Source organism: Pseudomonas oryzae (assembly GCF_900104805.1).
Classification (GTDB): Bacteria; Pseudomonadota; Gammaproteobacteria; order Pseudomonadales; family Pseudomonadaceae; genus Geopseudomonas; species Geopseudomonas oryzae.
The window spans coordinates 3,191,219-3,214,158 of record NZ_LT629751.1; the positions used below are offsets into that span (position 1 = coordinate 3,191,219).

The 22,940-nt window shown below is 66.7% G+C and carries 20 protein-coding genes; 9 read left to right on the top strand and 11 right to left on the bottom strand.

The window, feature by feature from the left end; translation table 11 throughout:
- Positions 1-74: 74 nt before the first annotated feature.
- The 8 genes from BLT78_RS14320 to BLT78_RS14355 all read right to left on the bottom strand — a co-directional run bounded on the left by BLT78_RS14320 (position 75) and on the right by BLT78_RS14355 (position 8,426).
- Complete coding sequence (locus BLT78_RS14320) at positions 75-1,661, bottom strand: AAA family ATPase (protein WP_090349612.1); 1,587 nt, start codon at positions 1,659-1,661, stop codon at positions 75-77.
- A gap of 7 nt (positions 1,662-1,668) precedes the next feature.
- The gene (aroB, locus tag BLT78_RS14325; RefSeq protein WP_090349613.1) at positions 1,669-2,775 is read right to left on the bottom strand and encodes a 3-dehydroquinate synthase; all 1,107 of its coding nucleotides are present in this window, start codon (positions 2,773-2,775) and stop codon (positions 1,669-1,671) included.
- A gap of 126 nt (positions 2,776-2,901) precedes the next feature.
- A complete protein-coding gene (gene aroK, locus BLT78_RS14330) occupies positions 2,902-3,420 on the bottom strand; it encodes a shikimate kinase AroK (protein WP_090352329.1) in 519 nt (172 codons plus the stop codon).
- 3 nt (positions 3,421-3,423) lie between these two features.
- Positions 3,424-5,544 (bottom strand): type IV pilus secretin PilQ family protein, encoded by a 2,121-nt coding sequence (pilQ, locus tag BLT78_RS14335; RefSeq protein WP_090349614.1) that lies wholly within the window; start codon positions 5,542-5,544, stop codon positions 3,424-3,426.
- Between the two features lie 50 nt (positions 5,545-5,594).
- The gene (pilP, locus tag BLT78_RS14340) at positions 5,595-6,122 is read right to left on the bottom strand and encodes a type 4a pilus biogenesis lipoprotein PilP (protein WP_090349615.1); all 528 of its coding nucleotides are present in this window, start codon (positions 6,120-6,122) and stop codon (positions 5,595-5,597) included.
- Positions 6,119-6,739, bottom strand: coding sequence for a type 4a pilus biogenesis protein PilO (gene pilO, locus BLT78_RS14345; protein WP_090349616.1), 621 nt, complete (start codon positions 6,737-6,739; stop codon positions 6,119-6,121). Before pilO ends, pilP begins: the two co-directional genes overlap by 4 nt.
- Complete coding sequence (locus tag BLT78_RS14350) at positions 6,736-7,362, bottom strand: PilN domain-containing protein (RefSeq protein ID WP_090349617.1); 627 nt, start codon at positions 7,360-7,362, stop codon at positions 6,736-6,738. The genes pilO and BLT78_RS14350 overlap by 4 nt, the downstream gene beginning before the upstream one ends.
- Complete coding sequence (locus BLT78_RS14355) at positions 7,362-8,426, bottom strand: pilus assembly protein PilM (RefSeq protein ID WP_090352331.1); 1,065 nt, start codon at positions 8,424-8,426, stop codon at positions 7,362-7,364. Before BLT78_RS14355 ends, BLT78_RS14350 begins: the two co-directional genes overlap by 1 nt.
- A gap of 183 nt (positions 8,427-8,609) precedes the next feature.
- Between BLT78_RS14355 and BLT78_RS14360 the strand changes: the two genes are divergently transcribed.
- A complete protein-coding gene (locus BLT78_RS14360; protein ID WP_090349618.1) occupies positions 8,610-11,030 on the top strand; it encodes a penicillin-binding protein 1A in 2,421 nt (806 codons plus the stop codon).
- Between the two features lie 68 nt (positions 11,031-11,098).
- Here the strand turns inward: BLT78_RS14360 and BLT78_RS14365 are convergent, their stop codons facing one another.
- From BLT78_RS14365 to rpmE, 3 genes are all read right to left on the bottom strand, one after another.
- Positions 11,099-12,367, bottom strand: a complete 1,269-nt coding sequence (locus BLT78_RS14365; protein WP_090349619.1) for a malic enzyme-like NAD(P)-binding protein — start codon at positions 12,365-12,367, stop codon at positions 11,099-11,101.
- A 212-nt stretch (positions 12,368-12,579) separates the two neighbouring features.
- Positions 12,580-13,320: a thermonuclease family protein gene (locus tag BLT78_RS14370; RefSeq protein WP_231975635.1), complete on the bottom strand. Its 741-nt coding sequence runs from the start codon at positions 13,318-13,320 to the stop codon at positions 12,580-12,582.
- A gap of 87 nt (positions 13,321-13,407) precedes the next feature.
- Positions 13,408-13,626 carry a 50S ribosomal protein L31 gene (rpmE, locus tag BLT78_RS14375; protein ID WP_090349621.1) on the bottom strand — a complete coding sequence of 73 codons (219 nt, stop codon included), beginning with the start codon at positions 13,624-13,626 and terminating at the stop codon, positions 13,408-13,410.
- Between the two features lie 200 nt (positions 13,627-13,826).
- On the opposite strand from rpmE, the gene BLT78_RS14380 reads away from it, so the two are divergent.
- From BLT78_RS14380 to BLT78_RS14415, 8 genes are all read left to right on the top strand, one after another.
- Positions 13,827-16,046, top strand: a complete 2,220-nt coding sequence (locus BLT78_RS14380; RefSeq protein WP_090349622.1) for a primosomal protein N' — start codon at positions 13,827-13,829, stop codon at positions 16,044-16,046.
- A 155-nt stretch (positions 16,047-16,201) separates the two neighbouring features.
- Positions 16,202-17,941, top strand: a complete 1,740-nt coding sequence (gene argS / locus BLT78_RS14385) for an arginine--tRNA ligase (RefSeq protein WP_090349623.1) — start codon at positions 16,202-16,204, stop codon at positions 17,939-17,941.
- Positions 17,942-17,944: 3 nt separating this feature from the next.
- Positions 17,945-18,730 carry an SPOR domain-containing protein gene (locus BLT78_RS14390; protein WP_090349624.1) on the top strand — a complete coding sequence of 262 codons (786 nt, stop codon included), beginning with the start codon at positions 17,945-17,947 and terminating at the stop codon, positions 18,728-18,730.
- 119 nt (positions 18,731-18,849) lie between these two features.
- Positions 18,850-19,380, top strand: coding sequence for an ATP-dependent protease subunit HslV (hslV, locus tag BLT78_RS14395; RefSeq protein ID WP_090349625.1), 531 nt, complete (start codon positions 18,850-18,852; stop codon positions 19,378-19,380).
- Between the two features lie 23 nt (positions 19,381-19,403).
- Positions 19,404-20,744 carry an HslU--HslV peptidase ATPase subunit gene (gene hslU, locus BLT78_RS14400; RefSeq protein WP_090349626.1) on the top strand — a complete coding sequence of 447 codons (1,341 nt, stop codon included), beginning with the start codon at positions 19,404-19,406 and terminating at the stop codon, positions 20,742-20,744.
- A 262-nt stretch (positions 20,745-21,006) separates the two neighbouring features.
- Positions 21,007-21,378: a gamma-butyrobetaine hydroxylase-like domain-containing protein gene (locus tag BLT78_RS14405; RefSeq protein WP_090349627.1), complete on the top strand. Its 372-nt coding sequence runs from the start codon at positions 21,007-21,009 to the stop codon at positions 21,376-21,378.
- A 176-nt stretch (positions 21,379-21,554) separates the two neighbouring features.
- Positions 21,555-22,325: a bifunctional demethylmenaquinone methyltransferase/2-methoxy-6-polyprenyl-1,4-benzoquinol methylase UbiE gene (ubiE, locus tag BLT78_RS14410; RefSeq protein ID WP_090349628.1), complete on the top strand. Its 771-nt coding sequence runs from the start codon at positions 21,555-21,557 to the stop codon at positions 22,323-22,325.
- A complete protein-coding gene (locus BLT78_RS14415; protein ID WP_090349629.1) occupies positions 22,325-22,939 on the top strand; it encodes a ubiquinone biosynthesis accessory factor UbiJ in 615 nt (204 codons plus the stop codon). Before ubiE ends, BLT78_RS14415 begins: the two co-directional genes overlap by 1 nt.
- Position 22,940: the final 1 nt, after the last annotated feature.

Here is a 22,940-nt window from a genome sequence, read left to right on the forward strand (position 1 = left end):
CATGTCGCATTTATAAAAGAAAACCGGCGATGCGCCTAGACGCATCGCCGGTTTTTTCACCACCCTCAGCGAGTCTAGCGACCGGCCTGGCGGATTTCCTGCTGGATGCTGGCGAAGGTGCGCGGCCAGGGCTTGCCAGCCTGCAGACGGCTTGGCAGAGCGCTCACCGCGGACTTGGCCGCTTCCGGGCTGGCGAAGCGCCCGTAGGTCACCACATACAGCGACTTGCCCTGGTGCAGCTTGCGGAAGTAGTGATACTCCCCGCCGCCCTCGCGCACCATGGTCTGTGCCGCGCTCTCCGAGTTGGTACCGAACAGCTGCAGGGTGTACTGGCCGACCGGCTGGGTCATGTACCAGCTGGCAGCGCCGACTGCCGGAGAACTGGCCACCGGAGCGGCTGCCGGAACGGGGGCAGGCTTGACCTCGGGAGCAGCCGCCAGCGGTGCAGGCGTCGGCGCCGGGGTCGCGACCGGAGCTGGAGCTGACTGCACGGGGGCGGACTCGGCGACGGCAGGTGCCGGAGCAGGCGCCGGAGGCACCGCCGACACGCCTGCGCTCGCCGCAACGGGCGCGCCGGCCGGTACCGCCGGCACCGGGACCGGCATGGCCGCATGGGAAGCATCCAGCTCCTCGACCTCGGCCTGGCCGGCAGCACGCGCCAGCGGCTCGCGCGGTACCGGCTGCCCCTGACCGGCGAGCGGCAAGGGTACGGGCTTGCCATCACCCTCGAACTCGATGGCCGGCGCGCCGGCCGCACCACTCGACTGGGCCGCCAGATTCAGGGCTTCGCCACCGGACGGCGCCAGCTCGGGCTCCTTGCCCTTCATCAGCACTGCGAGGGCCACGCCCGCCACTACCACGGCGAGGGCGAGCAGGTGTTTCTTCGGCAGGCTCATGCCGCCGCTCTCGTGGATCACCGGCTGGTACTCGGCCAGCATGGCCTCGACCATGGACTCGCGCGCTGCCTTGTTGATGGCGCCGGGCCAGCCGCCGGACTCGGCATGAATCTCCTGCACCTGCTGCTCCTCGAGCAGCTCGAGCCCCTGCCCGGCACCCTCCAGGCGCTGCGCCAGGTAGGCACGCGTATCCGCCAGATCGTAGGGCTGCAGCTGCTGGACATGGCAAGCGTCGGCCTTGCCCATCGCCTCCAGGCGCGCCAGCAGTTCCGGCTCAGCGAACAGGAACACATGAGCGCGCCCATCGCTGTCACCGGCGGCCAGGGCTGCCAGGCAGTCCAGCGCCTCGTCCGCCAGATTCTCGGCATCGTCCACCAGCAGATAGACCTCCTGGCCGACCTGGTTCAGACGGGCGATCTGGCCGAGCAGGCTGTCCACATCCTGCGCACTCCCGCCCAGCCCCTGGCTGAAATAGCGCAGCAGCATGCCGCTGCTGCCGGCCTGGCGCGCCGAAACCGGTACGCAGACCACGCTCTGCTTGTTGCTGCTGGCGACCAGCGCCTGGCGCAGCAGGGTCTTGCCACTACCCAGCGGGCCGGTCACCACCTGTATCAGCGCGCTGTAGCGGGCCAACTGGTGCAGCTGGGCCAGTACGCTCTTGCGCTTGGCGGGGAAGAACTTGAAACCCGGCACCCGTGGGGTGAACGGGTCGTGCTTGAACTGGTAGTGCTCAACGAATGCCTCATCGGCCTGAAGGCTGGTCATGAATGCCTCATTCACTTCCGATTTGACGGACCAGTGCCGCGTAGTCCGTACGCAGCGTTGCTTCGAGAATGTCGCGCGGATAGTCGGCGGTCACCACTGCTTCGCCCAGTTGGCGCAACAGCACCAGACGCAGCTGACCATCCAGCACCTTCTTGTCGACCGCCATATGGCGAAGGAATTCCTCAGGCCCCATCTCCTGTGGTGGCACCACCGGCAGGCCGGCACGCTGCAGCAGCCGAATGCCGCGATTGCGCGCCCGCTCATCGATCCAGCCCAGGCGATGCGACATTTCCAGCGCCATCAGCGTGCCTGCGGCGACCGCCTCGCCATGCAGCCAGACGCCGTAGCCCATCTCGGTTTCGATGGCGTGACCGAAGGTGTGGCCGAGGTTGAGAGTCGCCCGCACGCCGGTTTCACGCTCGTCGGCGTTGACCACCCGCGCCTTGGCCGCGCAGGAGCGCTCGACCGCCTCGCTGATCGCTTCGGCATCCAGCGCGCGCAGTGCCTCGATGTGTTGCTCCAGCCAGCAGAGGAACGGCTCGTCGCAGATCAGCCCGTACTTGATCACCTCGGCCAACCCCGCGGACAGCTCGCGAGCCGGCAGGGTGGCGAGGGTCGTCGTGTCGATCACCACGGCCTTGGGCTGGTAGAACGCCCCGATCATGTTCTTGCCCAGCGGATGGTTGATCCCGGTCTTGCCGCCGACCGAAGAGTCGACCTGCGACAGCAGGGTAGTCGGCACCTGGATGAAGTCCACGCCGCGCTGGTAGCAGGCGGCGGCGAAGCCGGCCATATCGCCGATCACCCCGCCACCCAGCGCGATCACGGTGGTGCGCCGGTCATGGCGGGCCGCCAGCAGGCCGTCGAAGATCAACTGCAGGGTTTCCCAATTCTTGAAGGCTTCGCCGTCGGGCAGGATGATCGGCGTGACGCCATAGCCTGCCAGGGTGTCGCACAGCCGCTGCAGGTAAAGCGGTGCGACCGTCTGGTTGGTGACGATCGCCACTTGGCGGCCGGCAATGTAGGGCGAGAAACAGTCGCGCCGACCGAGCAGGTCAGCGCCGATGAAGATGGGATAGCTGCGTTCGCCGAGATCGACGTGAAGAGTCCGCATGTGGCCCCCTATGAGAAAAGGGCCTTAGGATAGCGCAGTTCACGACCCTTTCAGAGCGGCCGTCATGTCCTGCCAGCGATCACGTGCGGACGGTGGCGATCCTGGGCACGCCCCGTAGAGCCTGCCTCATCGCGGGGGCAATTGCTCCAGGCGGGCAAGAACCTCCTGTACCACCAGACGCGGCGGCCGCTGATCGGTCTCGATGATCACATCGGCGATCTCCCGGTACAGCGGATCACGCACCGCCAGCAGGTCACGCAGCACCTGCCCCGGATTGGCGGTACGCAGCAGCGGCCGGTTGCGATCGCGCGCTGTGCGCTCCAGCTGCTGCTCGACCGAGGTGTGCAGGTAAACCACCCGCCCACCCGCGCGCAATGCCTCGCGGTTGGCCTCACGCAGCACCGCCCCACCGCCGGTGGCCAGCACCAGGCCATCCTCATGGCACAGATCGGCAATCACCGCCTGCTCACGGTCGCGGAACCCCTGCTCGCCCTCGACGTCGAAGATCCACGGGATGTCCGCACCGGTTCGCACCTCGATTTCCTTGTCGGAATCCTTGAAGGGCAGATGCAGCTCTTTGGCCAGAAGACGCCCGATGGTGCTCTTGCCAGCACCCATCGGGCCCACGAGTATCAGATTACGCACCAATCAACGGCTCACGGAAATCGCTTGGGTGTCCATGATACGCGGAGTGAGGAAGATCAGCAGCTCGGATTTCGAGTCGCTGACGATATCGCGGCGGAACAGGCGGCCCAGGAACGGCAGATCGCCGAGGAAGGGTACCTTCTCCACCGACTTGCTCTGCGCGTTGCTATAGACACCACCGATGACTATGGTTTCGCCGTCGGCAACCAGCACCTTGGCATTGACCTCGTTCTTGTTGATCGGCGGCACGCCGTCCACGGCATTAGCGAAATCCGGCTCATCCTTGTTGACCTTCACCTCAAGGATCACGCGGTTGTCCGGGGTGATCTGCGGCGTCACCTCCAACGCCAGCGCGGCCTCCTTGAACTGCACCTCGGTACCAGAGTCGCTCACCGTCGAATATGGCACCTCAGACCCCTTGAGGATCTTCGCAGTCTCCTTGTCAGAAGTAACCACCTTCGGCTGGGAGACCACCTCACCGTTGCCGGTACTTTCCATCGCGGAGAGCTGCAGATCGAGGATCACGTTATCGGTGATAAAACCAATACCCAAGCCGGAAGTACTGCCGACTGCCCCCAGATCGACATACGGTGTGGGGGAATCGTCATCGTTCGTCGGCAAGGTACAGTTGCCCGCAAACGGACCACAACTGAAGCCGTCCTCGTCCTCGATACCGACGTTGCCATTCTTGCCATAGGCGACCCACTTGCTGTCATGGGTCATGGCGCCCCCCCAACGCACACCAAGGCTCTTGTCATAACCGACGCTGGCCTCGACGATACGCGCCTCGATCATCACCTGACGTACCGGAATATCCAGCTGGGTGACGATACGACGTAGCTCCTCCAGGCGGTCTTCAGTCAGGTTGGCGATCAGGCTGTTGGTGCGATCATCAAAAATCACCGAACCGCGCATGTCCTTGGATTCAGAACCCTCAGAGTATTCCTTGTAGAGGCCGGCAATATCCGAAGCCTTGGCGTAATTCAGCTGCATCACCTCGCGGCGCAATGGCGCCAGCTCGGCGATCTGCTTCTGTGCCTCTAGCTCCTGCCGCTCACGGGCGGCGATCTCGTCCGCAGGAGCCACCAGCAGGACGTTGCCGATCTTGCGCTTGTCCAGCCCCTTGGTCTTCAGGACCAGATCCAGTGCCTGATCCCACGGCACGTTCTGCAGACGCAGGGTGATGTTGCCCTGCACGGTGTCACTGGCCACCAGGTTGAGATCGGTGAAATCGGCAATCAGCTGCAGCACCGAACGCACGTCGATATCCTGGAAATTCAGCGACAGCTTCTCGCCCGTGTAAGCGAAACGCTCCGCCTTGCGCCTCTCCACGTCGGACTGGGAAAGCGGCTTGACACTGATGGTCAGGCGATTGTCGGTCTGGTAAGCCAGATAGTCGTAATTACCGCTCGGCTCGATGACAATGCTGGCTCGATCGCCGCTGGCCGAGGCAGTGACGAACTGCACCGGGGTGGCGAAGTCCTTGACATCAAGACGTGCACGCAATTGCTCGGGCAACTGCGTCTTGGAGAAGTCGAGGCGAATCTTGCCTCCGCCCTCTTGGATGTCCGGACTGATTCCCGGTTCGGACAGTTCGATAACCACGTTGCCTTCGCCCTGACTGCCCCGCTGGAAATCGATATTGCGGACCGCCTTGCCCGCTGGCATATAAGGCTTAGGCGCCTGTACAACCGGCTGCACCGGTGCAGCAGAGACGGCTGCGGCAGCAGTGCCACTGGCCGATGCCCCACCACCCACCACGACAAACAGGCTGTTACCCTCGACGCGCGTGCTGTAAGGCTGCAACTGATTAAGATTGATGATCAGACGAGTCCGATCTTCCGCTTCGACGACGGTCAGGCTCCGTGCGTTGCCAACCCCCAGTTCGCGATTGCGCGCCCCAAGCTTGCTGCGCACCCCGGGCAAATCCAGGGCAATCCGCGCCGGCTGCTCGATGGTGTAGCCCCGCGGCGCAGTCACCGGCTCGTCGAAGGAAAGCTTCAGCTCGACCCGATCCCCGGGCAGGGCAGCCACATCCACCCCCTGCAGGTCGGCAGCCAGCGCTGCCGGAGAAAGCAGCACTGCCAGCAGCGACAGGCTGAAACGCGAAATGGAACTGTTCATTGTCTGAATCCGTTTTGCAGACCAAATAGGATTATTCATGAGCCCGACCCTCAGCTGCTTTCCTTGAGGGTCAGGGTGCGCGGGCGCTCCAGCCAGCCCCCTTCACCATCCGGAACTATCTCGACAACCTCAATGCGGTCATCATTGATCGCCACGATGCGCCCGTAGTTACGCCCGAGGTAGTCGCCTACCTTGACCCGATGCACCCCGCCCGCCCCGCTGACCAGGGCGAACCGCCCAGCGTCATTGGCCAGCAGTCCGACCATTTCGAACAACTCGATGTTGAAGCCCTCGAGAAACTGCTTGGGCCTCGCCTCGTCCGGCTTGATTTCCGCAGAGCCCTTCTGCCTCTGGCGCAGCTCGATCTTGACTGGCGGCTGGAACGGGCTGCGCAATCCGGAGGCGCTGTAGGTGAAAGCCTCATACGGCGGAAAAGTGGGAACCGGCTCGATCTGTCCCTTCGGGCGAGCACGCACCTCATCCATGTAGGCCTGCAAGTCACTGAACCCCGCCGTGGAATCACAGGCGGTCAACCCCAGCAGCAACAGGCTGCCGATGATCAGACGGGCGCTCTTCATTTCTGCAGCCCCTTGTCGTTGTAACGGTAGGTCTTCGCCACGATGCTCATCTTCAACTTGGAGCCACCATCGGCCACCGGCTTGATTTCGAAATCGTGCAGGGTGACGATCCGCGGCAGGCTGGCCACGCCGCTGACGAAGCTGGCCAGATCGTGATAGCCACCCACCACACGGATCTGGATCGGCAGCTCGATGTAGAACTGCTGGGTGACTTCGGGCATCAGCTTGATTTCCTCGAACTCGAGGCCGCTGCCCAGCCCGGTGCGCGTGATATCCTCCAGCAGCCCCGGAACCTCGGTATCGCTCGGCAGCTGGCGCAGCAAGGCACCGAACGACTGCTCCATCTCAGCCATCTGCTGGCGATATTTCTCCAGATTGGCCGCCTCGAACGCCTTGGTAGCAAACTGCTGCTTGAGGCTTTCCTCCTGACTCCGCTGCTGCTCCAACTGGCCCTGGAGATCCTTGAGGTGGAAGTTGTATCCGAGCGCCAGGACCGCAATCAGCAGGAGGATGGCGGCGACGACCTTGACCGGCGCCGGCCAGGAACCCAGGTTGTTGGCATCCAACTCACTGAAGTTGACCTTGCGCAGACTTTCCAGAGATTGAGCCAGACTCATTTCTTGGCTCCTTGGCTATTGGCTTGTTTACCTTTCCCCGCCGGCGCCGGCGCTGCAACTTGAGCCACGCTCTCCTCTCCCGGCTTGGTTTGCTGGACGGTCAGCTGGAATATGTTGGCCTGATCCACCGCACCCGCGGTCACCGCCTTCACCTCGGTGAGGTTCGGCGCCTGCAGCCACTCGGAGGCATCCAGATTGCGCATCAGCGCGGAAACCCGGTTGTTCGACTCCGCAGCGCCTTTGACGGCGATGTTCTTGCCGGTCATCTTCAGCTCGGTGAAATGCACCCCGTCCGGCAAGGTACGTACCAACTGGTCGAACACTCGGGCGATGATCGGGCGATTGCCCTGCAGATCCTGGATGATCTTCATCCGCTCGAGGAGCTGCTGGCGACGCTGCTTGAGTTCCTTGATTTCCTTGATACGTGCATCCAGCACCGCGATTTCCTTGCGCACGAAGTCGTTGCGCGCATTCTGCTGCTCGATCATGGCATTCAGGTATTGATCGCCAGCGAACACCAGGGCCGCAGCCCCGACCAGTACAGCACCGAGAGACACCAGGAAGCGCTGCTTGCGCTCCTCGCGGCGCTGCTCGCGCCAGGGAAGAAGGTTGATTCTGGCCATCAGTCGAAACTCCTCATCGCCAGACCGCAGGCGATCATCAGCGCCGGCGCATCACTGGCCAGGGCCGCAGCATTGACCTTGCTGCCCAGCGACATGTCGGCGAACGGATTGGCCACCACGCAGGGGGTTCCGATCTTCTGCTGGATCAGTCGGTCGAGATCGGGCAGGGAAGACGTCCCGCCAGCCAGCAGGATGCAATCGACCTCGCTGAACTGCCCGGCTGCGAAGAAGAACTGCAGCGAGCGCGACACCTGCTGGACGACCGCTTCCTTGAACGGCAGCAGAACTTCGCTGTCGTAGTCATCCGGAAGACCGCCCTGCTTCTTCGCGCGCCCGGCTTCCTCGAAGGAAAGACCGTAGCGCCGCTGGATCTCTTCGGTCAGCTGCTTGCCGCCAAACAGCTGCTCGCGGATATAAATGGTCTTGCCATTGTGCAGCACGCTGAGCGTGGTCATGGTTGCGCCGATATCCACCACGGCGACGGTCAGCTCGTCACGTCCGCCAGCCAGGCGCGGCTCCAGCAGCGTGTAGGCCCGCTCCAGCGCGTAAGCCTCGACGTCGACCACCTTGGCGGCCAAGCCAGCCAAGGCCAGGGCCGCCTCGCGCACCTCGACATTCTCCTTACGACAAGCGGCCAACAGCACCTCGACCCGCTCGGGATTACGCGGCGCCGGCCCCTGGACCTCGAAGTCGATGGCCACCTCTTCCAGCGGATAGGGGATGTACTGGTCGGCCTCGATCTTCAGCTGGTTCTCGAGTTCGTCCTCGGACAGGCCGGCATCCATCTCGATGGTCTTGGTGATCACCGCCGATCCCGCCACGGCCACGGCCACGCTCTTCGCGCTGGTACGGGCCTTGCCCAGCACACGAGTCAGTGCCTGACCGACGCCCTCGATCTCAGCAATGTTCTTCTCGACCACCGCATTCGGCGGCAAAGGCTCGACGGCATAGGCCTCGACCTTGTAGCGCCCACCCGAGCGGCTCAGCTCCAACAGCTTGACCGAAGTCGAGCTGATGTCGATCCCCAATAGCGTATTCGCGGTCTTGTTGAAGAGCCCTAGCACGGCCATTTTCCTATCTGCATCCGACATTTACGGACGGTTGATGTATTTCAGCATTAATCCCCCCACTTGACATCAGCTCAAATGGCTATCTCGAGGGAAAAACACCTATAATGTGAACAGCTTTTGCCTTTTCCCCGCGCCACCCGTTTTACTCACCCATCCTCCGGACAAGCAAGACTTCCGATGCGCCTCTTGAAGCTTTTGTCGTGGACCTGTGTCGCCCTGTTCTGCGCCGTGCTGCTCGGCCTGAGCGGCACCTTCCTGTATCTCAGCCCGAACCTGCCCTCGGTGGAAACCCTGCGCAACGTGCGCATGCAGGTTCCCCTGCGCGTCTACAGCGCCGACGCCAAACTCATTGCCGAATTCGGTGAAATGCGCCGCAGCCCCATCCGGTTCGCCGAGATTCCGCAGGACTTCATCGACGCCCTGCTGGCGGCGGAGGACGACAATTTCGCGCATCATTATGGTGTCGACCTCAAGAGCCTGATGCGTGCTGCTGCGCAATTATTGCAAAGCGGGCAGATCCAGACCGGCGGCAGCACCATCACCATGCAGGTGGCGAAAAACTTCTTCCTATCCAACGAACGCAGCTTTTCCCGGAAGATCAACGAGATCCTGCTCGCCCTGCAGATCGAGCGGGCACTCGACAAGAATGAGATCCTCGAGCTCTACGTCAACAAGATCTACCTCGGCAACCGCGCCTACGGCATCGAGGCAGCCGCGCAGATCTACTACGGCAAGTCGATCGGTGAGCTGTCCCTGGCGCAACTGGCGATGATCGCCGGCCTGCCCAAGGCTCCCTCACGCTACAACCCCGTGGCCAACCCCGCGCGCGCCAAGATTCGCCGCGACTGGATCCTGTCGCGCATGTACGAACTCGGCAAGATCGACCAGCAACGCTACCAGAGCGCACTCGCCGAAACGGTCGACGCCCACCAGCAGGTGGTCAGCCCACCCGAGCTGGAAGCGCCCTACGTCGCGGAGATGGCACGCGCCGAAATCGTCAGCCGCTTCGGCGGCGACGCCTATACCGAAGGCTATCGCGTCTACACCACCGTCAGCAGCGAGCTGCAGACGACCGCCAACTGGGCCCTGCGCGAGGGACTGCTCGATTACGACCAGCGCCATGGCTACCGGGGTCCCGAGCAACGCCTGGCCCAGCTCGACCCGACCCAATGGCCGGCCAAGCTGAACGAGCAGAGCATTCTAGGTGGCCTGGAGCCGGCCATAGTGACCGACATCAACGGCGACGGCATCACGGTGCTGACCCGCAGCGGCAGCACCGAGCCCGTCGCCTGGCCAACCATGAAGTGGGCCCGCCCGCACCTCAACACCAACAGCCTGGGGCGCCAGCCCGCCAAGCCGGCCGACGTGGTGCAAAAAGGCGACCTGATCCGCGTGCAGCGCCAGGATGACGGCAGCCTGCGCTTCGTTCAGCTACCCCAGGCCCAGGGCGCACTGGTCTCGCTGGATCCGAGCGACGGCGCGATCCGCGCCCTGATCGGCGGTTTCTCCTTCGAGCAGAGCAACTACAACCGTGCCACCCAGGCCAAGCGCCAGCCCGGCTCGAGCTTCAAGCCGTTCATCTACAGCGCCGCGCTGGACAAGGGCTTCACCGCCTCCAGTCTGATCAACGATGCGCCCATCGAATTCGTCGACCCCTATACCGGCGAGGTCTGGCGACCGAAGAACGACAACAACACCTTCCTCGGCCCGATCCGCATGCGCGAAGCCCTGTTCCGTTCGCGCAACCTGGTATCGATCCGCCTGCTCCAGGAGCTTGGCATCGACTACGTCCTCGACTACAGCAAGCGCTTCAGCCTGCCTCCCGAGGAGCTGCCACGCAACTTCTCGCTGGCGCTGGGCACCGCCAACCTGACTCCACTGGAGATCACCACCGGCTATGCCGTGTTCGCCAATGGCGGCTATCGCGTCCAGCCCTACCTGATCACCCGCATCGAAAGCCGCGACGGCGAGCCACTGTTCGAAGCCAGCCCCGCGCGCATTCCGGCCGCAGACAAGGTAACCGCACCGAAAGTCCTGCCCGGTGCAGTCGCCACCGGCAGCGCGCCGACAGGCGATCCCACTCAACAGCCCGCCCAGGCCGAGCGCGTCATCGACCCGCGCACCGCCTATATCATGACCAGCATGCTGCAGGACGTGGTAAGGCTCGGCACCGCGCGCCGCGCCCTCAGCCTCGGGCGCAGCGACCTGGCAGGCAAGACCGGCACCACCAACGAGCAGAAGGACTCCTGGTTCGCCGGCTACAACGGCGACTTCGTCACCACCGCCTGGGCGGGTTTCGACCAGCCGCAAAGCCTCGGCCGTCACGAATTCGGCGGCACCGTGGCCCTGCCGATCTGGATGCGCTACATGGGCACGGCCCTCAAGGATCGCCCTGCCCACCTGCCACCCGAGCCGGATGGCCTGCTGCGCCTGCGCATCGACCCCGCCACCGGCCTGGCCGCCGCGCCCGGCACCCCCGGGGCAGTGTTCGAACTGTTCAACAAGGACGCCCCGCCGCAACCCTCGCTGGAAAGCAGTGGCGGCTTCGAGGACCAGTTCGGCAGCGAGCCGGCACCGGTCCCCATCGACCTGTTCTGAGCTCCGAGTCCAGGGCTGACCAACAAAAAACCCCGCAAGCGCGGGGTTTTTTGTTGCATGCCGAACGATCAGCCGTTGAACACGTCGTCGGCCGACTTCAGCGGGTAGTGCTTCGGGTAGCCGAGACGAGCCACGCCGGTCTCGATGGCAGCCTTGGCCACCGCATCCGGCACCAGCTGGATCAGGCGCTGATCCATCGGCTTGGGAATGATGTACTCGCGCCCGAACTCCAGGCTGTCGACACCGTAGGCGTCACAGACTTCCTTCGGCACCGGCAGCTTGGCCAGCTCGCGAATGGCCTGTACGGCGGCGATCTTCATCTCCTCGTTGATGCGGGTGGCGCGCACGTCCAGGGCACCACGGAAGATGAAGGGGAAGCCCAGCACGTTGTTGACCTGGTTCGGATAGTCGGAGCGACCGGTGGCCATGATCACGTCCGGACGCACCTCGCGGGCCAGCTCCGGCTTGATTTCCGGATCCGGGTTGGAGCAGGCGAACACGATCGGGTTCGGTGCCATCTGCGCCAGGTCTTCCGCCGACAGCAGGTTGGCGCCGGACAGGCCGACGAACACATCGGCGCCCTGCATGGCGTCACTCAGGGTACGCTTGTCGGTCTCGTGGGCGAATACCGCCTTGTACTGGTTCAGATCGTCGCGACCGGCATGGATCACGCCCTTGCGGTCGATCATGAAGATGTTTTCCACCTTGGCACCGATGCTGACCAGCAGCTTCATGCAGGCGATCGCCGCGGCACCGGCGCCGAGGCAGACGATCTTAGCCTCATCCAGCTTCTTGCCGACGATCTCCAGGGCATTGAGCATGCCGGCCGCGGTGACGATGGCGGTGCCGTGCTGGTCATCGTGGAATACCGGGATGTCGCACTGCTCGATCAGCGCGCGCTCGATCTCGAAGCACTCGGGCGCCTTGATGTCTTCCAGGTTGATGCCGCCGAACGTGATGGAGATGCGCTTGACGGTGTCGATGAAGGCCTGCGGACTCTCGGCGTCCACCTCGATGTCGAACACGTCGACGCCGGCGAAACGCTTGAACAGCACCCCCTTGCCCTCCATCACCGGCTTGGAAGCCAGCGGGCCGAGGTCGCCCAGACCGAGGATCGCGGTGCCGTCGGAGATGACCGCGACCAGGTTGCCCTTGCCGGTGTACTTGAACGCCAGTTCGGCGTCGCGGGCAATTTCGCGCACCGGCTCGGCCACGCCGGGACTGTAGGCCAGGGACAGGTCGCGCGCGGTAGCCGTGGGCTTGGTCAGCTCAACGCTCAGCTTGCCGGGACGAGGCTGAGCGTGGTACTCGAGCGCGGCAGTTTTCAGATCGGACATGTTGGTGCTTCCACTTTCTATTTATAGGTACAGACAGGGACCACGAGCATACGGCATGTGCGAGGCCGCCCACAAGAGCGTCGACCCAGAGCGCAAAATGCGCTTGTCAAGCCCCAAATCGCAAGACTTTTGGATAGCCCTGTCTGCGTCAGAAAGTACAGCTTCTGGCCCCACCTGAGACCTCCCGAGGGTGCGGCAAATCCCCGCAGCCCTCAGTAGCCGAGCATGGCCGGATGGCTCAGCGGCAACAGCCAGCGCGACCGCCCGCGCCCGGATGCACCACGCCGACGGCGATCGATCAACCAGCCGCGCGCCTCGACCACCCGCCCCTGCAGCCGCCACAGGGCCTGCGTGTCGAACTGCGCCAGAGCCTGCGGAACCACCTGCAGCACCAGGTCGCCCTCCAGCTGCAGCCAGAGCCCGCCACTGTTGCGCTCGATCACCATCACCCTCCCGCGCACCAGCACGAAGCCGCCACGCCGCAGTTGCGTCGCCTCGATCAGCGGACTGCGTTGCCAGACGCCCCGCCCGGTGGCACGCGCCGCCGCCTCGGCCGCGAACTGGCAGGCCGCCAGTGCGGTGTTGGGCGCCAGCGCCACGGCGAAGCCGAGACCGGCGGCGAGCTGCTGCGCCTCCCAGTTGCGTCCGTCGCGCCCGAAGGCATGCGCCAGCGTCCGCCCGTACCGGTCACGCGACTGCTCGCCCGACACCAGCCCGACCCGCCCGGCGCTGGCGGCGACCAGCGCCGCGAGATGACGCGTCGCCACCTCGGCCAGGGGCTCGGGCGGACGCCCCTCACGGCCCAGTTCGGGCGCATTGACGCCGATCAGCCGTACGCTGCGGCCGTCATCCAGGCGCAGGGTGTCGCCATCCACCACCCTGGCCACCTGCGCCTCGCGCAGCGCAGCCGGCGGCCGGCACTCGGCCGCGAACGGCACGCGCGGCCAGGCCATGAGCGCAGCACAAACAAAAAAGGCGCCCCAGAGGGACGCCTTTCTTGCTGCATCGGGAAACGGATTGCGCATCCCGATACGTCTCGCTTACTTCTTGGTGGCACCGAAGCCGGCGAAACGCTGCTTGAAGCGGTCGATACGGCCGCCGGTGTCCAGCACCTTCTGCTTGCCGGTGTAGAACGGGTGGCACTCGGAGCAGACGTCGAGGCTCAGGTCCTTGCACAGGGTGGAACGGGTCTTGACCACGTTGCCGCAGCTGCAGGTCGCGGTTACTTCTTCGTACGCGGGATGGATTTCCGGTTTCATCTATGGATCCTCAGGGATGATGTGCCGCCACCTGGCACCATGCCGGGCACCGCACGAGGTAATTCACCGGGGCAGCCAGGCCACCCGGAAAAATAGGGCGGCATGATAACAGACCACCTTCCCGATGCAAGCGCCCGTCCGTCACGGCAGCGCAGGCGGCCCATGCTAAGATCGCCGGCCTTCGCCTGCGGAGCCTCTGCGTGACCCTGCCTATCCTGCGCCTCGCCCTGCCCTCGCCGCTGCGCCGCCTGTTCGACTATCGCGCCCCCGCTGGCTGCGATGCGTCCCTGTTGCAGCCCGGGGTACGCCTGCGCGTGCCGTTCGGTCGCCGCGAGCTGGTCGGCGTGCTGGTGGAGACGGTGGCGCACAGCGAGGTGCCCGAGGAGCGCCTGCGTGAAGCCGGCGCCCTGCTCGACCGCCAGCCGGTGCTGCCGCCGGCACTGCTCGAGCTGTGCCGCTGGACCGCCAGCTACTACCAGCACAGCCTCGGCGACACCTACAGCTGGGCGCTGCCCAACCTGCTGCGCCAGGGCGAATCGGCCGAGCGCGGCGAGGAACGCATCTGGCAGGCCGCGACCGGCGCCCGTCTCGACGACCCGCGCCTGGCCCGCGCGCCGCGCCAGCGCCAGGCGCTGGCCACCCTCGCCCAGCACCCGCACGGCATCAACCAGAACATGCTCGAGCAGTTCCAGCTGTCGCGCGACAGCCTCAAGCTGCTGCACGACAAGGGCCTGGTCGAGGTGATTCGCCGCCAACCGAACGTTCCCGAGCACCACGGCGCCTGGCTGCTGCAGCCCGAGCTGCCGCTCAACGCCGAGCAGCGCAGCGCCTTCGAGGCGGTGCGCGCCGGCGCGGGCCGCTTCCACCCCTGCCTGCTGGCCGGCGTCACCGGCAGCGGCAAGACCGAGGTCTACCTGCAGCTGATCCGCGAGGCCCTCGAGGCCGGCAAGCAGGCGCTGGTGCTGATCCCCGAGATCAACCTCGGTCCGCAGACCCTCGAGCGCTTCGCCCGCCGCTTCAACGCACGCATCGCCCTGCTGCACTCGGGGCTGACCGACCGCGAGCGCCTGGAGGCCTGGCAGGCCGCCCGCGAAGGGCATGCGCAGATCGTCATCGGCACCCGCTCGGCGCTGTTCACCCCGCTCAAGTCACCGGGCCTGATCATCGTCGACGAGGAGCACGACGCCTCCTACAAACAGCAGGAAGGCCTGCGCTATCACGCCCGCGATCTGGCGGTGATGCGTGCGCGCCTGGAGCGCGTGCCGCTGCTGCTGGGCTCGGCCACCCCCTCGCTGGAAAGCCTGCACAACGCCGAACAGGGCCGCTACGCCCTGCTGCGCCTGACCCAACGCGCCGGCGGCGCGCGCGAACCGCGCTTCGAATGCCTCGACGTGCGCAGCCGGCCGCTCGACAGCGGCATCTCGCCGCCGCTGCAACGGCTGATCGGCGAGACCCTGACCGCCGGCCAGCAGGTACTGGTGTTCCTCAACCGCCGCGGCTTCGCCCCCACCCTGCTGTGCCACGACTGCGGCTGGATGGCCAAGTGCCCGCGCTGCGACGCGCGCCTGACCGTCCACCAGCGCTCCGGCGAGTTGCGCTGCCACCACTGCGACCACCGCGAGAGACCGCCGGCCACCTGCCCGCAGTGCCAGCACGTCGACCTGCGCCCGGTGGGCGTCGGTACCGAGCGCAGCGAGGAGCGCCTGCGCATCCTGTTCCCCGACCACCCGATCCTGCGCGTCGACCGCGACAGCACCGCGCGCAAGGGCGCCATGGAGCAGCTGTTCGCCACCATCCAGCGCGGCGAACCGTGCATCCTGGTCGGTACCCAGATGCTCGCCAAGGGCCACCACTTCCCGCGCGTCACCCTGGTCGCCATCCTCGACGCCGACGGCGGCCTGTTCAGCGCCGACTTCCGCGCCAGCGAGCGCATGGCCCAGCTGATCGTCCAGGTCGCCGGCCGCGCCGGCCGCGCCGAAGCCCCGGGGCGGGTGGTGATCCAGACCCACCTGGCCGACCACCCGCTACTGGTGCAACTCAGCGAGCAGGGCTACTTCGCCTTCGCCGCCCAGGCGCTCAGCGAGCGCCGCGCCGCCGGACTGCCGCCGTTCAGCCACTTGGCGCTGCTGCGCGCCGACGCCTATCAACCGGAGCAGGCCGAGGCCTTCCTCGACCAGGCTGCCAACCTCGCCGAACAGCGCCTGGCGGACAGCGGCGAGAGCGGCGTGCAGGTGCTCGGCCCGGTGCCGGCGCCGATGGAGCGCCGCGCCGGTCGCCACCGCGCCCAGCTGCTGCTGCAGGCGCCCGGCCGTGCGGCGCTGCACCGCCTGCTCGGCCCCTGGCTGGTCGACCTGGAGAACCTGCCCGGCAACCGCCAGGTGCGCTGGTCGCTGGACGTCGACCCGATCGACCTGTTCTGAGCGCGACCCAGGTCACGCCGCGCGCCAGGCGCCACACGCCACCACCGGCCAGCCCCTACACTGTCAGCGGTTGGCAAGCCCCGGCGGGCTACGGATAATGTACGGTTTTCGAGCAGCGTCCCGGCGCCCGCGCACTTGGTCTGAAGAGCACACCGATGAAAGACAGCATCCGCCACCTGATCCAGCAAGCCCTCACCCGCCTGACCGACGACGGCGTGCTGCCCGCGGGGCTGACGCCGGCGATCCAGGTGGAGAACACCAAGGACAAGAGCCACGGCGACTTCGCCAGCAACATCGCCATGATGCTGGCCAAGCCGGCCGGCATGAAGCCGCGCGACCTGGCCGAGAAGCTGATCGCCGCGCTGCCCGCCGATGCTGCCATCGCCAAGGTGGAGATCGCCGGCCCCGGCTTCCTCAACTTCTTCCAGAACAGCGATGCCCTGGCCCAGCGCCTGGAGGCCGCGCTGGCAGACGCCCGCCTCGGCGTGAGCAAGAGCGGTCCGCAGCAGCGCGTGGTGGTCGACCTGTCCTCGCCCAACCTGGCCAAAGAAATGCACGTCGGCCACCTGCGCTCGACCATCATCGGCGACGCCGTCGGCCGGGTGCTGGAATTCCTCGGCGACGAGGTGATCCGCCAGAACCACGTCGGCGACTGGGGCACCCAGTTCGGCATGCTGCTGGCCTACCTCGAGGAGAACCCGGCCGCCGCCGAGAGCGAGCTGGCCGACCTCGAGCAGTTCTACCGTGCAGCGAAGAAGCGCTTCGACGACTCCGCCGAGTTCGCCGACCGCGCCCGCGCCCTGGTGGTCAAGCTGCAAGCCGGCGACGCCGAGTGCCTGCGCCTGTGGCAGCGCTTCAACGACGTTTCCCTGAGCCACTGCCAGGCCGTCTACGACCGCCTCGGCGTCAAGCTGAGCCCGGCCGACGTGCGCGGCGAGAGCGCCTACAACGCCGACCTGCCGCAGATCGTCGCCGACCTCGCGGCCAAGGGCCTGCTCAGTGAGAGCGAAGGCGCGCAGTGCGTGTTCATGGAAGAGTTCAAGAACGCCGAGGGCAACCCGCTGCCGGTGATCGTGCAGAAGGCCGGCGGCGGCTACCTGTACGCCACCACCGACCTCGCCGCCATGCGCTACCGCAGCCAGACCCTCAAGGCCGACCGCGCCCTGTACTTCGTCGACCAGCGCCAGGCCCTGCACTTCCAGATGGCCTTCGAGGTGGCGCGCCGCGCCGGCTTCGTCCACGCGGGCATGGACCTCGAGCACATGGGCTTCGGCACCATGAACGGCGCCGACGGTCGACCGTTCAAGACCCGCGACGGCGGCACCGTCAAGCTGGTCGACCTGCTCGACGAGGCCGAACAGCGCGCCTACGCCCTGGTCAAGGCCAAGAACCCCGAGCTGGACGAGGCCGAGCTGCGCAGCATCGCCCGCGCCGTCGGCATCGGCGCGGTCAAGTACGCCGACCTGTCCAAGCACCGCACCAGCGACTACAGCTTCAACTTCGAGCTGATGCTCAGCTTCGAGGGCAACACCGCGCCCTACCTGCTGTACGCCTACACCCGCGTGGCCAGCGTATTCCGCAAGCTGGGCAAGGGCTTCGACGAGATCGGCGGGCAGATCAGCCTGCAGGCCGAGCAGGAGCAGGCGCTGGCCACCAAGCTCGGCCAGTTCGGCGAAGTGCTCAACAACGTCGGCGCCAAGGGCGTGCCGCATGTGCTGTGCAGCTACCTGTACGACCTGGCCGGACTGTTCTCCAGCTTCTACGAGAACTGCCCGATCCTCTCCGCCGAGGACCCGGCCGTGCAGCAGAGCCGCCTGCGCCTGGCCGCGCTGACCGGGCGCACCCTCAAGCAGGGCCTCGAACTGCTCGGCCTGACCACCCTCGAGCGCATGTAAGCCATGGCCGCCCGCAAGCAGAAAGCCAAGCCGCGCGGCGCCAGCCGCACCAGCGCCGCCCCGGCCCGCAGGCCAGTGCCGGGCTGGATCTGGCTGATCGCCGGGGCAGCGCTCGGCGGCTTCTTCGTCTTCCTCTCGCAGCTCGAGCCGGGCCGCGAGGAGGTCAGGCGCGCGCCTGCGGGCAAGGCGGAAAGCGCCACGAGCAAGCCGGTCACCCCGCCGGCGCCGCAGCGGCCCAAGTACGAGTTCTACGAGGAGCTGGCCAAGGCCAGCCCGCCGCCGCTGCCGGGAGTCCAGCCGACGCCGGAGCAGATCCAGGCCGTGGATGCCGCACGCGCCCAGGCCCTGCTCGAAGGCCGCACCCCGCCGCCGCCACTGCTGCCCGCCCCGACCACGACTCCTGCTTCGGCTCCGGCTCCGGCCGCCACGCCCGCGCAGCCGGCGAGCAAGCCGCCGGCCGGCACTCCGGCAACGGCCACTTCGGCCACCAGCACCGCCAAACCCGCCGCGGCCAGCACGCCGCCGCCGGCCGCGAGCAAGCCGGCCGGCGCCGCGCCGACCCGCTTCGTCCTGCAGGCCGGCTCCTTCGCCAGCCGCGAGCAGGCGGAAAGCACCCGCGCCCGGCTGATCCTGCTCGGCCAGGACGCGCGCATCGAGTCCGGCAAGGTCGGCGACAAGACCTGGCACCGCGTGGTGGTCGGCCCGTTCGCCAGTCGCCCGCAGGCCGACGCCGCGCAGAAGCAGCTGAGTGCCGGCGGCGTCAGCAGCGTGGTGCAGCAGCGCCGCTGATCCCCCCAGCGACCGCCCGTCTCGACCAAGGTCGGGCGGGTGGTTGAAAACCCCGCCCGCCCGCCCCATATCCTCCCGCATCCCGGACGCCCGCCGTCCAGCTGCAGGAGATCGCTCCCTTGACCACCATCGTTTCAGTCCGCCGCAACGGCAAAGTCGTCATGGGCGGCGACGGCCAGGTATCGCTCGGCAACACCGTGATGAAAGGCAACGCCAAGAAGGTGCGCCGCCTGTACCACGGCCAGGTGCTGGCCGGCTTCGCCGGCGCCACCGCCGACGCCTTCACCCTGTTCGAGCGCTTCGAGGGCCAGCTGGAGAAGCATCAGGGCCACCTGATCCGCGCCGCCGTCGAACTGGCCAAGGACTGGCGTACCGACCGCAGCCTGAGCCGCCTAGAAGCCATGCTGGCGGTGGCCAACAAGGACGCTTCCCTGATCATCACCGGCAACGGCGACGTGGTCGAACCCGAGCACGGCCTGATCGCCATGGGCTCCGGCGGCGGCTTCGCCCAGGCCGCGGCCATGGCCCTGCTGCAGAAGACCGAATTGTCCGCCCGCGAGATCACCGAGACCGCGCTGAACATCGCCGGCTCCATCTGCGTGTTCACCAACCAGAACCTGACCATCGAGGAAGAAGACTGCGCCCAGTGAGCGCGTCTTCCGGAGCCCCCTTCATGTCCATGACGCCCCGCGAGATCGTCCACGAACTCAACCGCCACATCGTCGGCCAGGACGACGCCAAGCGCGCCGTCGCCATCGCCCTGCGCAACCGCTGGCGGCGCATGCAGCTGCCCGCCGAGCTGCGCGCCGAGGTGACGCCGAAGAACATCCTGATGATCGGCCCGACCGGCGTCGGCAAGACCGAGATCGCCCGCCGCCTGGCCAAGCTGGCCAACGCGCCGTTCATCAAGGTCGAGGCGACCAAGTTCACCGAGGTCGGCTACGTCGGCCGCGACGTCGAGTCGATCGTCCGCGATCTGGCCGACGCCGCGCTGAAGATGCTGCGCGAGCAGGAAGTGCAGAAGATGCGCTACCGCGCCGAGGACGCCGCCGAGGAACGCATCCTCGACGCCCTGCTGCCGCCGGCGCGCACCGGCTTCGGCGACGAGCCGCCGGCCCGCGAGGACTCCAACACCCGCCAGCTGTTCCGCAAGCGCCTGCGCGAAGGCCAGCTGGACGACAAGGAGATCGACATCGAGGTGGCCGACACGCCGGCCGGCGTCGAGATCATGACCCCGCCGGGCATGGAGGAGATGACCAGCCAGCTGCAGAACCTGTTCTCCGGCCTCAGCAAGGGCAAGAAGAAGACCCGCAAGCTCAAGGTCAAGGACGCCCTGAAGATGATCCGCGACGAGGAAGCCGCCGCGCTGGTCAACGAGGAGGAGCTCAAGGCTCGCGCCCTCGAGGCGGTCGAGCAGCACGGCATCGTGTTCATCGACGAGATCGACAAGATCGCCAAGCGCGGCAACGTCAGCGGCGCCGACGTGTCCCGCGAAGGCGTGCAGCGCGACCTGCTGCCGCTGATCGAGGGCTGCACGGTCAACACCAAGCTGGGCATGGTCAAGACCGACCATATCCTGTTCATCGCCTCCGGCGCCTTCCACCTGGCCAAGCCCAGCGACCTGGTGCCCGAGCTGCAGGGGCGCCTGCCGATCCGCGTCGAACTCAAGGCACTCAGCCCGCAGGACTTCGAGCGCATCCTCACCGAGCCGCACGCCTCGCTGACCGAGCAGTACTGCGCGCTGATGAAGACCGAAGGGCTGGACATCGCCTTCGCCGCCGACGGCATCCAGCGCCTGGCCGAGATCGCCTGGCAGGTCAACGAGAAGACCGAGAACATCGGCGCCCGCCGCCTGCACACCCTGCTCGAGCGCCTGCTCGAGGAAGTGTCGTTCAGCGCCGGTGACCTGGCCGCCGACCACAGCGGCCGACCGATCGTGATCGACGCCGCCTACGTCAACGGCCACCTCGGCGAACTGGCACAGGACGAGGATCTGTCGCGCTATATCCTGTAACCCGGGGTGGCCGGCATGGCCGTAGGGTAGGAAACCCGCGCAGCGGTTTCCTACCGCCACCACGCACTGTGGCCTGAGTGGTGGACAATCGCTGCGCGAGTTGTCCACCCTACGGGCTATATCCTGTAAGCAGACGCTGGGGGGGGCAACGCGGCACGCCTGCCCACCCCGCCGCTGACTCGGCGTAGGGTGCGCCATGCGCACCATGCCTTGCCACGGTGCGCATGGCGCACCCTACGACCAATCCGCAGAGAATGCCGCCATGCCCATCCCCACCGCCATCCAGCTGCACAAGGCCTCGAAGACCCTCGAGCTGCACTACGGCGACCAGCGCTACAGCCTCAGCGCCGAGTTCCTCCGCGTGCACTCGCCCTCGGCCGAGGTGCAGGGCCACGGCAACCCCATCCTGCAGTACGGCAAGCTCAACGTCGGCTTCAGGGGCGCCGAGCCGGCCGGCCAGTACGCCCTCAAGCTGGTGTTCGACGACGGCCACGACAGCGGCCTGTTCACCTGGGACTACCTGTACGAACTGGCCACCCGCCAGGAGCAGCTGTGGGCCGACTACCTGGCCGCGCTGGCCGCTGCCGGCAAGTCGCGCGACCCGGACGAATCCGTGGTCAAACTGATGCTGTGAATGGCCGTCTGGTGCGCACGGCGTACCAGACGCAGGCTCGCGCTGCAGGGGGGCGCCGTGCGCACCGCACTCCAGCAGCGCCGAGACAAACTGCCACAGCCCCCGGCAGGCAGCTTCAAGACAAAGCCCGGCGCGGCGATTAGAATGGCCGCCACATTTTTTCAGGTGACTGCGACATGAGCGATCCGCGCAAGCCCGACTCCGCCGAGCCCTCCACCCACTTCGGTTACCAGAGCGTGCCGGAAAGCCAGAAGGCGAAGAAGGTAGCCGAGGTGTTCCACTCGGTGGCGGCCAAGTACGACCTGATGAACGACGTGCTCTCCGGCGGCATGCACCGCCTGTGGAAGCGCTTCACCATCGAGCTGTCCGGCGTGCGTCCGGGCAACCGCGTGCTCGACATCGCCGGCGGCACCGGCGACCTGACCCGCCAGTTCGCCCGCCTGGTCGGCCCGAGCGGCGAGGTGGTGCTCGCCGACATCAACGACTCGATGCTCAAGGTCGGCCGCGACAAGCTGCTCGACTGCGGCGTGGCCGGCAACGTCAAGTTCGTCCAGGCCGACGCCGAGAAGCTGCCGTTCCCCGACAACCACTTCGACGTGGTCACCATCGCCTTCGGCCTGCGCAACGTCACCCACAAGGAAGACGCCCTGCGCTCCATGCTGCGCGTGCTCAAGCCGGGCGGTCGCCTGCTGGTGCTGGAATTCTCCAAGCCGGCCAATGCCCTGCTCGGCAAGGCCTACGACGCCTACTCGTTCGCCTTCATGCCGCTGGCCGGCAAGCTGATCACCAACGACGCCGACAGCTACCGCTACCTGGCCGAGTCGATCCGCATGCACCCCGACCAGGAAACCCTCAAGGGCATGATGGTCGACGCCGGCTTCGACCTGGTCACCTACCACAACATGACCGGCGGCATCGTCGCCCTGCACCGCGGCATCAAGCCCTGATGCTCACCACCGCGCTGCTCGCCGGCGTCGAGGCCGGCCTCAACCGCGTGCTGGCGCTGGACGCCACCGCCGGCCCGCGACTGGCCGCGCTGGAAGGCCGGGTGATCGCCGTCGACTGCACCGCCCCGGCGCTGCGCCTGTACCTGCTGCCCGGCGCCGACGGCCTGCGCCTGGCCGGCCACTGGGCCGCCGAAGCCGACTGCACCCTGCGCGCTCCGGCCAGCCGCCTGCTGCAGCTGGCCATGCGCCGCGACAAGACCGCCGTGCTGCACGCCGCCGACGTCGAGCTGGACGGTCACAGCGGCTGCCTGCTCGATCTGGCCGCGATCCTCCAGGACCTCGAACTGGACTGGGAAGGCGCGCTGGCCGACTGGCTCGGCCCACTGGGCGCCGTGGCGCTGGCCCGCCCGCTGCAGTCCGCCGGCGCCTGGGGCAGCGATGCCCTGGGCAGCCTGCGCCTGAACCTGGCCGACTGGCTGGCCGAGGAAGCGCGCAGCGTGGTCGGCCGTCACGAGGCCGAAGCGCAGTTCACCGCCCTGGACGAGCTCAAGCTCGCCCTCGACCGCCTCGAGGCGCGCAGCGAGCGCCTTGCCCGCCGCCTGGAAAGCGAATGAC

What these genes read in the sequence shown, in the direction of transcription:
- BLT78_RS14320 (WP_090349612.1), bottom strand. Translation starts at nt 1,661, where the DNA reads ATGACCAGCCTTCAGGCCGATGAGGCATTCGTTGAGCACTACCAGTTC.
- aroB (WP_090349613.1), bottom strand. Translation starts at nt 2,775, where the DNA reads ATGCGGACTCTTCACGTCGATCTCGGCGAACGCAGCTATCCCATCTTC.
- pilQ (WP_090349614.1), bottom strand. Translation starts at nt 5,544, where the DNA reads ATGAACAGTTCCATTTCGCGTTTCAGCCTGTCGCTGCTGGCAGTGCTG.
- pilP (WP_090349615.1), bottom strand. Translation starts at nt 6,122, where the DNA reads ATGAAGAGCGCCCGTCTGATCATCGGCAGCCTGTTGCTGCTGGGGTTG.
- pilO (WP_090349616.1), bottom strand. Translation starts at nt 6,739, where the DNA reads ATGAGTCTGGCTCAATCTCTGGAAAGTCTGCGCAAGGTCAACTTCAGT.
- BLT78_RS14350 (WP_090349617.1), bottom strand. Translation starts at nt 7,362, where the DNA reads ATGGCCAGAATCAACCTTCTTCCCTGGCGCGAGCAGCGCCGCGAGGAG.
- BLT78_RS14360 (WP_090349618.1), top strand. Translation starts at nt 8,610, where the DNA reads ATGCGCCTCTTGAAGCTTTTGTCGTGGACCTGTGTCGCCCTGTTCTGC.
- BLT78_RS14365 (WP_090349619.1), bottom strand. Translation starts at nt 12,367, where the DNA reads ATGTCCGATCTGAAAACTGCCGCGCTCGAGTACCACGCTCAGCCTCGT.
- BLT78_RS14370 (WP_231975635.1), bottom strand. Translation starts at nt 13,320, where the DNA reads ATGGCCTGGCCGCGCGTGCCGTTCGCGGCCGAGTGCCGGCCGCCGGCT.
- rpmE (WP_090349621.1), bottom strand. Translation starts at nt 13,626, where the DNA reads ATGAAACCGGAAATCCATCCCGCGTACGAAGAAGTAACCGCGACCTGC.
- argS (WP_090349623.1), top strand. Translation starts at nt 16,202, where the DNA reads ATGAAAGACAGCATCCGCCACCTGATCCAGCAAGCCCTCACCCGCCTG.
- BLT78_RS14390 (WP_090349624.1), top strand. Translation starts at nt 17,945, where the DNA reads ATGGCCGCCCGCAAGCAGAAAGCCAAGCCGCGCGGCGCCAGCCGCACC.
- hslU (WP_090349626.1), top strand. Translation starts at nt 19,404, where the DNA reads ATGTCCATGACGCCCCGCGAGATCGTCCACGAACTCAACCGCCACATC.
- BLT78_RS14405 (WP_090349627.1), top strand. Translation starts at nt 21,007, where the DNA reads ATGCCCATCCCCACCGCCATCCAGCTGCACAAGGCCTCGAAGACCCTC.
- ubiE (WP_090349628.1), top strand. Translation starts at nt 21,555, where the DNA reads ATGAGCGATCCGCGCAAGCCCGACTCCGCCGAGCCCTCCACCCACTTC.
- BLT78_RS14415 (WP_090349629.1), top strand. Translation starts at nt 22,325, where the DNA reads ATGCTCACCACCGCGCTGCTCGCCGGCGTCGAGGCCGGCCTCAACCGC.